Origin of the sequence: Aliiglaciecola sp. 2_MG-2023 (assembly GCF_030548145.1) — a bacterium.
Taxonomy (GTDB): domain Bacteria; phylum Pseudomonadota; class Gammaproteobacteria; order Enterobacterales; family Alteromonadaceae; genus Aliiglaciecola; species Aliiglaciecola lipolytica_A.
In genome coordinates, this window is the sequence record NZ_JAUORY010000018.1 from 91,556 (window position 1) to 102,701 (window position 11,146).

The 11,146-nt window shown below is 39.7% G+C and carries 12 protein-coding genes; 9 read left to right on the forward strand and 3 right to left on the reverse strand.

The window, feature by feature from the left end:
* Positions 1 to 24: 24 nt before the first annotated feature.
* Positions 25 to 876 (forward strand): HDOD domain-containing protein, encoded by an 852-nt coding sequence (locus tag Q4567_RS16490; RefSeq protein ID WP_342807978.1) that lies wholly within the window; start codon positions 25 to 27, stop codon positions 874 to 876.
* A 13-nt stretch (positions 877 to 889) separates the two neighbouring features.
* Here the strand turns inward: Q4567_RS16490 and Q4567_RS16495 are convergent, their stop codons facing one another.
* Positions 890 to 1,699, reverse strand: a complete 810-nt coding sequence (locus Q4567_RS16495) for an acyl-CoA thioesterase II (RefSeq protein ID WP_303501126.1) — start codon at positions 1,697 to 1,699, stop codon at positions 890 to 892.
* 258 nt (positions 1,700 to 1,957) lie between these two features.
* On the opposite strand from Q4567_RS16495, the gene Q4567_RS16500 reads away from it, so the two are divergent.
* Positions 1,958 to 3,283 carry an MFS transporter gene (locus Q4567_RS16500; RefSeq protein ID WP_216047268.1) on the forward strand — a complete coding sequence of 442 codons (1,326 nt, stop codon included), beginning with the start codon at positions 1,958 to 1,960 and terminating at the stop codon, positions 3,281 to 3,283.
* A gap of 106 nt (positions 3,284 to 3,389) precedes the next feature.
* On the opposite strand, the gene Q4567_RS16505 is transcribed toward Q4567_RS16500, so the two are convergent.
* Entirely contained in the window at positions 3,390 to 3,689 is a 300-nt protein-coding gene (locus Q4567_RS16505; RefSeq protein ID WP_303501128.1) for a hypothetical protein, read from the reverse strand.
* A 200-nt stretch (positions 3,690 to 3,889) separates the two neighbouring features.
* Between Q4567_RS16505 and Q4567_RS16510 the strand changes: the two genes are divergently transcribed.
* Entirely contained in the window at positions 3,890 to 4,702 is an 813-nt protein-coding gene (locus Q4567_RS16510) for an alpha/beta fold hydrolase (protein ID WP_303501129.1), read from the forward strand.
* Between the two features lie 49 nt (positions 4,703 to 4,751).
* Here the strand turns inward: Q4567_RS16510 and glgC are convergent, their stop codons facing one another.
* Complete coding sequence (gene glgC / locus Q4567_RS16515) at positions 4,752 to 6,014, reverse strand: glucose-1-phosphate adenylyltransferase (RefSeq protein WP_216047265.1); 1,263 nt, start codon at positions 6,012 to 6,014, stop codon at positions 4,752 to 4,754.
* A 229-nt stretch (positions 6,015 to 6,243) separates the two neighbouring features.
* Between glgC and Q4567_RS16520 the strand changes: the two genes are divergently transcribed.
* The 6 genes from Q4567_RS16520 (at position 6,244) to Q4567_RS16545 (ending at position 11,059) form a co-directional block, all read left to right on the forward strand.
* The gene (locus Q4567_RS16520; RefSeq protein ID WP_303501132.1) at positions 6,244 to 7,182 is read left to right on the forward strand and encodes a GlxA family transcriptional regulator; all 939 of its coding nucleotides are present in this window, start codon (positions 6,244 to 6,246) and stop codon (positions 7,180 to 7,182) included.
* A gap of 12 nt (positions 7,183 to 7,194) precedes the next feature.
* Complete coding sequence (locus Q4567_RS16525; RefSeq protein ID WP_303501134.1) at positions 7,195 to 8,160, forward strand: nucleoside hydrolase; 966 nt, start codon at positions 7,195 to 7,197, stop codon at positions 8,158 to 8,160.
* 16 nt (positions 8,161 to 8,176) lie between these two features.
* Positions 8,177 to 8,704: an SRPBCC family protein gene (locus Q4567_RS16530; protein ID WP_216047262.1), complete on the forward strand. Its 528-nt coding sequence runs from the start codon at positions 8,177 to 8,179 to the stop codon at positions 8,702 to 8,704.
* A 406-nt stretch (positions 8,705 to 9,110) separates the two neighbouring features.
* The gene (locus tag Q4567_RS16535) at positions 9,111 to 9,674 is read left to right on the forward strand and encodes a hypothetical protein (protein ID WP_303501137.1); all 564 of its coding nucleotides are present in this window, start codon (positions 9,111 to 9,113) and stop codon (positions 9,672 to 9,674) included.
* A 123-nt stretch (positions 9,675 to 9,797) separates the two neighbouring features.
* Positions 9,798 to 10,547 carry a hypothetical protein gene (locus tag Q4567_RS16540; protein ID WP_303501138.1) on the forward strand — a complete coding sequence of 250 codons (750 nt, stop codon included), beginning with the start codon at positions 9,798 to 9,800 and terminating at the stop codon, positions 10,545 to 10,547.
* 116 nt (positions 10,548 to 10,663) lie between these two features.
* A complete protein-coding gene (locus Q4567_RS16545) occupies positions 10,664 to 11,059 on the forward strand; it encodes a hypothetical protein (protein ID WP_303501139.1) in 396 nt (131 codons plus the stop codon).
* Positions 11,060 to 11,146: the final 87 nt, after the last annotated feature.

The following is an 11,146-nucleotide window of genomic DNA, read 5'->3' on the forward strand; positions in this document are numbered from 1 at the left end:
ACCATAAGGTTTAACGGAGTTTTAATGATGCACGCGTTGGATTATGCTTCTGAAGCAAAAGACATTTTTGTATTACCTGATTCAGTGCTTCAGATAAAAAGACTTATCGATGATGACGCTAGTGGTATGGATGACATTGCTAGCGTGATAAATTTCGACCCTGCGTTAACAGTACAAATTTTAAAAATAGCCAATAGTGCACTTTACAAATTTCCTAATAAAATCGAAACAGTGTCTAAAGCCATTCAAGTCATTGGTACTAACTCCGTTTATGACTTAGTGGTTGCGTGCAGTATATGCCGAACCTTTACACAGTTAGATTCTTCGGTGATTGATTTAGAGCGTTTTTGGGAAAATGCTGTTTGTTGCGCTTTGTTATGTAAGTATTTTGCAGAACGTAAAAAACTGAAAGAGTCTGAAAGATTATTTGTTTCTGGTCTACTACATAATGTGGGTGAGCTGGTTATGGTCAGATTCAACCCCGAAATTGCTAAAAAGTGCGCGCAAATTAACGAAACTGAAACCCCACTTGAGCTACAGTTAAAGTTATTAGGCGGTGCAACTTACGCGGATATTGGCTCTACACTAGTAAGAATGTGGGGAATACCTGATGCGATCGTTACGCCCATCAGTAAACAGCACTACAGCCAACATGAAGTCTCGGATGTTGAACAGCAAATTATGCAATTAAGCTATATTCTGGCTCTCGATAATTGTAATCCAGAAATTTATTCTGGACACGCTAACCTCGAAGTTGAGTTATATGAAAACTTAGGTTTAGAAGATAGTGACTTAGATGCTGCTTTAAGCCATGTGGGTATGCAGAGTCTTAGCGTCCTTGCTATGTTTAGTCCTGCGTCTGCGGCTATTGTGTGAGCTGCTTAAATCTTTAGTCGAAAATACCCACTGTTTGGCGACTAATGGCAATTAACTGGCCGCTTTGATCCCATACATTCCCTTCAGTATGAGCATAACCGTCTGCCGCTTGTCTGGTGATGGCTTTAAAAGCAAACCAATCCGCAGGTGAAAAATCTTGATGTGGATGAATGAATTCAATGTTCCAACTCATTGTGCTTGATGGCGCAGGTAACCGGAGCATTTGCAGGATAGTCGGCGGCCACGCATCAATTAAACTGATTAAGTGCGCATCGGTAATTTCTACAGGCGGTTTTTTGAATCGCATCCAGCCGCTAATTCCGCTTTTTTTGCTGCCCATAAATGGCATTCTGCCTTCCACAATTGACAGATCATAAAAACGCATAAACTTAGGTGTTATCTTAGGAATCTGCGGTAAAAACATGCCTTTTTTGGGAATTTCCATAGTGTGGGTATCGTTGTTTTTCACAACTATTTTTGAGGTTCTGGCTACTCCAAAACAGACTTGGCAAGTCACGCAAGTTTTTCCATCTTGGACAATTCGACCTAATGCTTGTGTCGCATTTTTACCCTGACGTAAAATTTCAACAACTATTTCGAAAGTCGTATCCACAAGTAAAGGACCAACAAAATTGCAATTAAAGGAGCGCATAACTCTGTCATCGTCAATTTTTACCTTTATCGCTGCATAAAGTATAGATGCGGATAATCCTCCAAATACAGTGCGTCCTTGACCCCATTCCTTTGGAATGGTCATTGTTGGTTGTTTGTTAGCATCTAGGCTGTGCTCTTTGGCCTGCGCTAATAACTCATCTAATGTCATATATTTGATCCCCTAAAAGAGATGCTTTTATAACTGTAAGCTGGTCGGATGTCCAGTTGGGTTTTGAATCATTTTACCGATCATGATGTAACCCAGAGGTGATTTAAAGTTTCTCTTGTTCGAAGCTCGCGAATCAACTGATCTATCAATCTCTATGATGATAATTATTTTATTTACAAATAGTTAACAGGTTTGCTTGTTATTTTTAACGAATGGTCATTAGTATGAATACAGTTTGAATGATAACTGGGAGTTTACATGTCGAATAACGCTAAAAATGGTCCTGACGTAGTTGCGTCGCAAGAGCCTGTCAGCAACAAATACAGAATGTATGTTTTGGTCATATTGACCTTAGTTTATGCGTTTAACTTTATCGATAGACAAATTATCGGTATTTTATCTCCGATGATAAAAGCCGATCTGGGATTAGATGATGCGCAGTTAGGTTGGTTGAAAGGAATTTATTTTGCTTTGTTGTATACGTTTGTCGGGATTCCAATTGCATGGTTGGCCGATAAATATAGCCGAGTGAATATAGTTGCAATTTCTTTGACCCTTTGGAGCGGGTTTACCGCATTGTCTGGTCTTGCAACCAGTTACTTTCAACTTGCATTGGCACGCATAGGGGTTGGGATTGGCGAGGCGGGCGGTAGTCCTCCTTCACACTCTATGATCTCTGATTTATTTCCTAAGGATAAACGTGCAGGTGCCCTAGCGTTCTATTCATTGGGGATTCCTTTTGGTGTTATGTTGGCGTTTTTTGCTACTGCCTTTCTTATCAAAGGGGGAAGTGCGGATTGGCGTTTAGTTATGATCAGTGTGGGCTTGCCAGGGGTTGTATTGGCGTTACTGCTGAAGTTTACGGTTAAAGAACCGGTACGCGGAGGAGATAACAGTAATGCAGATATGCAGACTGTGCCATTTAAACAGGCTATTAAAACCTTGCTCACTATCCCTTCGTGGTGGGGGATGTGTATTGGTATTTCTTTTGGGTCTTTTGGCAATTACGCAATTTCTACGTGGATAATCGATTTTTTTGTTCGAGCACATCCTGATTTCAGTTTCTTTAATTTACTTATTTTTATGGGTATCAGTAATGGTACTGCCTACGCTGCGGGAGTTTGGCTTGGTGGAGCATTAGTTGATAAATTAGGTAAGAAAAGTAAAAAAGCTTACGGTTTAGTGCCCGCTGGCATGTTGCTGATTGGAACGCCCGCATTGTTTATGGCATTGCAGGTTGGCAGTCCAATCTTGTCACTCATTTTATTGACCGTATTACTGTTTACAAGTGGAGCATATCTGGGGCCATCATTTGCCTTAGCGCAAACATTAGCACCAGTAAGAGTAAGGGCAATGTCAACAGCATTATTCTTCTTTGTGCTGAATATTATAGCGTTAGGCGGAGGACCAACGTTTATTGGTATTCTTAGTAACATGTTGAGTGAGTCACATGGTGAAGTGGAATCCTTAAGGTTGGCACTGAGTTGGTTAGTTGTCCCTTATCTTTTATCTATTTTGGCATTTTATTGGACTTCAAGACGAGTCAATAGAGATTGGGAAAATGCCGAGCAAAGAAACGGATAAAAAAATGCCGCTCCGGGGAGGAGCGGCTATTACCATCAAGGGATGGGAAAGTACCACTAAGTATCAAAGGAAATGGTTAGTTTCTAAATTGGATAGTCCAATTCGGTTAATCAGTTGAACTTGCAAGCTGGTTGTCGACTGATTTAGACGACAATATTTTAACTTGTTCTAAAGTTGTGGGTTCTAGCAGCTGTTTGCCATTACAGGTTGTCACAGCAAAGTGTTGTGACAATAATGCAGAGCTATTATCCGTAGCGGTTGATTGTGTTGCTTTAACCGCTAATTTCTGATTGTTTGCTTGTTTACAAACCGTTTCCATAGAAACGCTAATTGATGCATTTGCAAAAGTAGTGATACCTAAACTTGCAATGCTGGTTAACAAAAGAAGTTTTACTTGTGCCTTCATTTTGACCTCAATTAATTTGGTTTGTTTTTTAACGTGGGTTGAGTTTGGTACAGTGGAGCGCACAAATAAATCTGCTTAGTAATACTTAGGTATTTAAAGTGATACCTTAAGTTCTTAGTATAAAGTGGTGAAAAACAGAAATGATAGTTGTCTACAAAATGGCAATTTCGACTTAAATTAAAATGAAAGCTAATATAAACATGAAAACGAATTCTAAAATACATTTTGCCCATGCTAATGGCTTTCCCGCTGGAAGTTATCGTGTTTTGTTGGACTCTCTTAGTAGCCAGCATCAGGTGATTGCGATAGATAAATTGGCCCATAATCCCAATTTTCCGGTTGATTTTGGTTGGCAAAACCAGGTCGCTGAGCTCGTCGAATTTTTGCATGAAAAGCAGGCTGAACCCTGTTATTTAGTTGGCCATTCGTTTGGCGCAGTAGTGTCATTTTTAACTGCTTGCCAGCATCCGAAACTGGTTAAAGGACTGGTGTTACTTGACCCTCCGCTAATTACTGGCTTGACTAGCCTATTATTTAAAAGTGTACGTAGATTGGGTCTTGCTGACAGATTATCACCAGCTAAACAAGCAATGAATAGATGTACTACCTGGTCTAAAGATACGGATGTTGAGAGTTACTTTAAAGGCAAAGCATTATTTAAAGATATGCATCCAGAATGCATTGCCGATTACGTGAGTTCTGCCGTTAAAGAAACGCCGGACGCGTTTAAATTGGATTTTGATCATCGTATTGAAGCGAATATTTTTAGAACAATTCCATTGAATATGGGTCGTTACAAATTACCTGAAAACTTGCCAGCAATGATTATTACCGGAGAAAAAACCAAAGTGTGTAAGGAGAGGTTAATTGCGCCCTTTATTAAAAAGAACAAACTTGAACACTTAGTAGTGAAAGAAGGGGGGCATATGTTTCCCCTTGAGCAACCAAAGTTGGTTGCTGAGTTGATAAACCAAAAAATTGCTCAGTGGGAGTCGATGAAAGAAGTAGTTTGAGTATCAAGTATTCAAAACAATATACCCAAACTACTTAAATGCAGTGAGATTAATATCCGACTGGTAAGCCTAGCATTTCTCGAGTAACCAAGGTCACGCCTTTCTCGGTGACTCGGAAACCTCGTGCTTCGTCATCCTGACGGCTATGTCCGATAACCATTCCTTCAGGAATAATACAACCTCTGTCAATGATTGCACGGCGTATTCTACAATGACGTTTTATTTCCACATCAGGCAAAATAACCGACTCATCAACAACACTATAGGAGTGAACACGAACATTGGAGAAACAGACGCTCTTACGGACTGTTGCACCGGATATTATGCATCCTCCAGAGACCACTGAGTTGATTGCAGCACCACGGCGGTTGTCTTCTTCCCAAACAAATTTAGCGGGAGGAAGTTGCTCTTGATAAGTCCATATCGGCCAGCGCTTATCATACAAATTTAGTGCTGGTACAGGTTGTACCAACTCCATATTAGCATTCCAAAATGAATCTAGTGTACCCACATCACGCCAATACACTTCACGTTGGTCGACTTCATCAAAGGCATACGCATAAACCAGTTGATCTTTAATGATGTCTGGAATTATGTCTTTACCAAAGTCACGATCTGACTCTGATTTTTCGGAATCACGTTTTAGTTGCTCGAATAAAAACTCGGTGTCAAATACGTAATTACCCATAGAGGCTAAACACATATCTGGATTACCTGGAAGAGGTGTAGGGTTTTCTGGCTTTTCTTCAAAACCTATAATTCGCATTGATTCGTCAACTGACATAACACCAAACTGACCTGCGGCTTCTTCTATAGGAACTGGCATACAACACACTGTCATTTTTGCACCAGATTCTGCATGGCGAGCAAGCAAAGTACCATAATCCATGCGATAGATATGATCGCCTGATAAGACCATTACATATTTAGGTAATTCGTTACGAATAATATCAATATTTTGGAACACCGCATCTGCAGTTCCTTGATACCAATTATCAGAAGAACGTTGTGATGCTGGCAATATTTCTACTGACTCACCCAGTTCTTTTTTAAAGTGTCCCCAACCTCTAACCAGGTGGCGTATTAATGAGTGAGATTTATACTGAGTAACCACTCCAACTCGGCGTATGCCAGAATTAATACAATTGGAAAGAGGGAAGTCGATAATTCGAAATTTACCACCAAAATACAAGGCAGGTTTGGCTCGCCATGTAGTCAGTTCATGCAACCTAGAACCGCGGCCGCCAGCTAAAATTAGAGCATAAGTATCACGAGTTAAATTACTAATATAACGGGGGTTCTGTCCTTCCATATAATTACTTCCTCAAACAATTTATAATAATGTTGGATCAAGGCGAACGACGGCTCAAACAGCTACCTTGATGTAACGAGTTTGGCACGTACTTTCGGCAAAAACAATTTGATTTGTTAAAATTTTATTAAAGATATTTTCATTAACCCAATCTTAGGGTGGCAAAATAGATATTATTCGCTAATATTAAGCCAGTTTTAATTGTTGCAGCGTCGAATAGGAATCGAAAATGCATCATATGGCGATTTTAGTCACCGACAATTTTCCGGTGTTTGAATTAGGTTGTGCACTGGAAGTGTTTAGTTTGCCTAGACAAGAAATATCGCCATGGTACAAATGCGATGTTATAAGTTTTGACGGCAAACTGCTAACTTCTTCTACCGGATTGTTGATGCAGGTCAACGAAGTAACTGAATTACTGCATTACGACATTTTGTTGATTCCTGGTTGGGATACCGATTCCCGCAAAATTAAATTGGCACTGGCAGAACAAATAGTCGCATTCCACAGTTTAAATAAACGCATAATTACATTTTGTTCTGGTGCTTTTTTGCCAGCACAATTGGGTTTGCTTAATCATTGTAAAGCCACCACTCATTGGCGTTATGCTGAACTTTTTAAACAACGATTTCCTATGGTGGAGTATGTGGATAACGTACTTTATACCCAGCAAGATAATGTCTACTGCGCTGCAGGAAGCGCTGCCGGATTAGATTTATCGTTAGAAATTGTGCGCCACGACTATGGACATGAGGTAGCCAATATAGTGGCTAGACGACTGGTTATCTCTCCTCATCGAGCTGGTGGGCAGGCACAATTTGTTGAAACTCCGATGCCGCAAAAACACCACAGGTTTGCGAAAACCTTACAGTGGTCAATTAAAAAGTTAAATACTATTTCTAAAGTAGATGATTTAGCTCGACATGCAAATATGTCCCGTCGCAGCTTTGATCGTCATTTTAAAGCGTCTGTAGGAATGCCGCCAAAAGAATGGTTAAATCAACAGCGAATCAGATTAGCTAAAGAATTATTGGAGCATGATCGTCTATCCATGGATGAACTTGCTTCTCGAGTTGGGTTTGATAATACCGTTACTTTAAGATTCAACTTCCATAAATTTGTTGGTATTTCCCCAAGCGAGTACCAACAACAGTTTTATCAAGGTTAGTAAGAGAAATTAATGCCATTACAAAATCAACAAAATACCCCCATAGAAAAACAAAAAGTCATATTCGATCACGATGGAGGAGTGGACGATTTATTATCGTTAATGCTGCTATTAACAATGGATCATATCGATTTGTTGGCGGTAACAGTGACCCCAGCAGATTGTTATTTATCTGATGCCACGCTATCAACGTTAAAAATCCTATCTATGTTTAATCGTTCTGATGTGCCTGTTGGTCAAGGGCAATTACACGGTGAAAATGCCTTTCCGGCGGACTGGCGCGCGCAACCCAAAATATGTAACGTGCTACCGGACATGTTGGCGCAATCCTATGACAAAAAGCAAATTTCGAATCTGAGCGCAGAAGAGTTGATCAACAAATGTTTAACTGATCAGCAAAATGTAAGTGTATTAATGACTGGCCCATGTACCAACTTAGTTGCTGCATTTGAAAAACAGCCTGAATTAAAGAGTAAAATTAAAGACGTTATCTGGATGGGGGGAGCGGTGGATGTACCTGGAAATGTAGCCATGTACAACCACGATAAAAGTGCTGAATGGAATGCTTATTGGGATCCTGTCGCAAGCCAAAAACTGTTCGCTTCAGGTTTAAAGATTAAACTCATCGGTTTGGATGCCACTAATTGTTTGCCCGTTAATATTGATTTTTTGGGGCAGTTAGCCGAACAAAAAAACTATCCTATATCGAGTTTGGCTTGTCAGTTTTGGGCAACCACTATCAATACCATTCCTAGCTATGAATTTACCTATTTTATGTGGGATGTATTAGCAACCAGTGTATTAGCCCTGCAAAACGGTGAAATAGAATTTGAATCTGTAAAATTAAATGTCGCTACAAACGAACCTAATGCTGGGCAAACATACCGAGATCCAGAGCAAGGGTTTGATATCGACGTGGCATTCAATGTCGATAAGGATGCTGTTCTAAACTATATATTAAAACAATTTAGATGTTGATCTAGGAGAACCTAACATGGCAGCCCTCAAAAAAATCGTATTCGCAATTTTAATACTACTTACTCTGTTTATTGTATTTGGGTACTTTCTGCCATCTGAGTATCGAGTTCAACGGAGTATTACAATTAACGCCTCGGCGGATAACATTTATCCGCAAGTGGCGGATCTTAAACAATGGCGCAATTGGGGTGTCTGGTATCAACGAGATCCCGATATGCAAGTAGAGTTTTCAGGCGATAGTGCATCCATAGGCATGCAATCTTCTTGGCAAAGTGTGTCAGAGGGCGATGGTATCATGACAATTTCTGCTTTAGAGCCAAGCCAAAGTGTCACCTATGAACTCTACTTTTCTGCCTTTGATATGACATCCCAAGGGCAATTAACCTTTCAAGAAAGCAATGGCCAAACATTAGTCACTTGGATTGGTACCGGTGATGTTGGGTTAAACCCTATTAACCGCTATTTTGCACTCGCCATGGACTCGTTAATTGGCCCAGACCTTCAACAAGGCTTGGAGAACTTAAAAGGTATTATGGAAGATTAGCGTTCAACATCTAAATTGAGTGAAGTAGTGGTGACGACAAGTAGAATGTTTTGTGCCTAAAGTAAAGTCAGGTTGCCAACTAATAGACTGTATTATTCGCTTTTAAGTTGTATGCTTTGGTCGGCTAAGTCGACATATGCAGACATTCAAACTTTTAGTAAATCAATGTCACCGCCACACCGATTATTGTGATTATATACAGATTTAGCTTCGAAGCCGTAACTATGCAAGATCACTGGTAATTGCCGTATTTTCACAGAGGGAAAAGTAGAAATCTGAAAAACCTATATGTTGTAATAAGTTACCCTCTGTGATTAAAATAGGTTAAATTTATATACGGCAAAAGCCAGTGTTTAAACACGGACTTTTGCGACTTATTAATATTGTTAAGCAAAAGGAAGCATTCATGAAATGGATAATCTTGGTAGCGATCATTTTGGTTGTAGTTTGGCTGTCCAAGAGATCGAAGCCAGCAACCTTCAGCCCGAAACTGGCACAGAAAAAACAAGACATAAGTAATTCGGAATCCAAGACTTATGTCACTAGGCAGGGTCAGTCTGTGGAAGCTGATGATGCGTTCCATGCCTGGACATCCGGCAGCTTGAGCGAAATGGTTGATGCCCTTGAGAGGAAGACCAACCTCGTTGATCGCCATTTTTTGATAATGAGTATCGTAGATCAAACGTATAAAAACCGCAGCGATACTGAGAATGCTGAACTGTTGCGGAAGGTGGCAGAGACGCATCTTGCAGAATTTCCAAAAATAAAGCCGGCCCTCAAAAAGGAAATGGATGGAATCCTTCCTCGCGTTACCACGTTCCAAAAGTACGCAACTTTTTTAACGGATAAAGGTGAGTATGAAAAAGCGATAGAGGTCTGTGAGCAAGCAATTGCGCACGGGTTGCATGATGGCACTAAATCCGGTTTCGAGGGACGCATAGAGCGAATCAAAAAGAAGATGCCCGCATAATTGCTTAACAAGGCATTCCAGTTCGTTACGGCCCTAAAGGGTCTCCACCGGACGGCTTTAAGCCGCCGCTGAATATTGGCGTTATGCGCTATCAATATAATTTTAACTTTGAGGATTTAATAATTGGATTCTTTGATCCCATATTTACCAGCTATTGTAACTGCACTGATTATCGCCCCTCTGGGAGCTTATGTCAGTCATCGTTTAAAGGCATTGGCAACTAAAGAAGATTTTAATGGTGCAATAGATCAACTTGAGAGAAGTACTAAAGCTGTTGAAAGTATTAAAAGCCAGATGAACGAGAAGTACTGGGTAAAACAACAAATATGGGAAACAAAAAGAGTTGCATATGAGGAACTTACAACAAGTTTGTACTTCACTCAAAAGTACTTAGATGGTTTGGTTGCATACTTTGAAAATTACGTAGATTGCTTTGTTCATATTGGCTGCTCATCAGGAGCTCCATATGAAACTCCTGAAGAAGAGGTATATCAACGCTCATATGTAGAATACATTGAAGGTGAGCAAAGAGCTTTTAATGAGAATTATGAGTCTCTTGAGTCTCAAAAAGAGCGTCAAGATTTATTAAATAAGACCAACGATAGTTTTATAAAGCTTGAGAATGTTTTTTCAGTTAAATCTATATATTTGCATTCTGATTTAAAATTAATCGAACATGATATCGAAGTACTTAAAGGGGAGATTTTTAATGACCAACTTAAACAAGAGGACTATGAATCTCAATCTGATTTCTTTGAAGGGCTTCTAGATCATCACCGTAGTTCCAAGCAATCCTTGTCCAGGTTAATTGAAAGAACTAAGGATTTAGCACTAAAAGACTTAAGATTAGAGTTTGATGGCACAAGCACATAACAAGTGCAAGCAATCGCACGCCTTAGTCTTGTCACCGTTTTTGCAAAAAGACGCAAAAACACCGCCAATCCTAAACCGCCGTTGTCGCAGGCGTTAGGCATTTATTTGGAGGTTTTTTGAAAATTGTAATTAGCACATTGTTGGCCTTACTTATATTTGGATGCGTTAGTAATCAAGCGCCAGATGGATATGAGGTGGTGACATCCTGGTTGAATAAGAAAGAAAAATTACTACTAGTAGATGGTTCTAATTTAGCCCCTAATGTAAAAAAGGTTTTCACTTCTTTACTTCATTCCGCTGAAAAACCAAGCGATATCAGTGTTCCTTTGAAGGTTGTCGAAATTGATTCCTACGGAGAGGAATTGGAGATATGGACTTTGTTAAGAAACGATGGGAATCAAACAATTTATTATTTGGAATATCGCAATGGTTCGTTCACTTTAAAAAATCCTAAAGAACAAGATCCCAAAAGAGGTTATGTTCTTAAAATGGCTGTTAATGTTAAAACCTAAATGCCTAACACATATGAGCCTCTTGTTGGTCAATAGGTATTAGTCATCTTTTGACCACTTTTTCAAGGTCAATCCAAACCTCTGAGC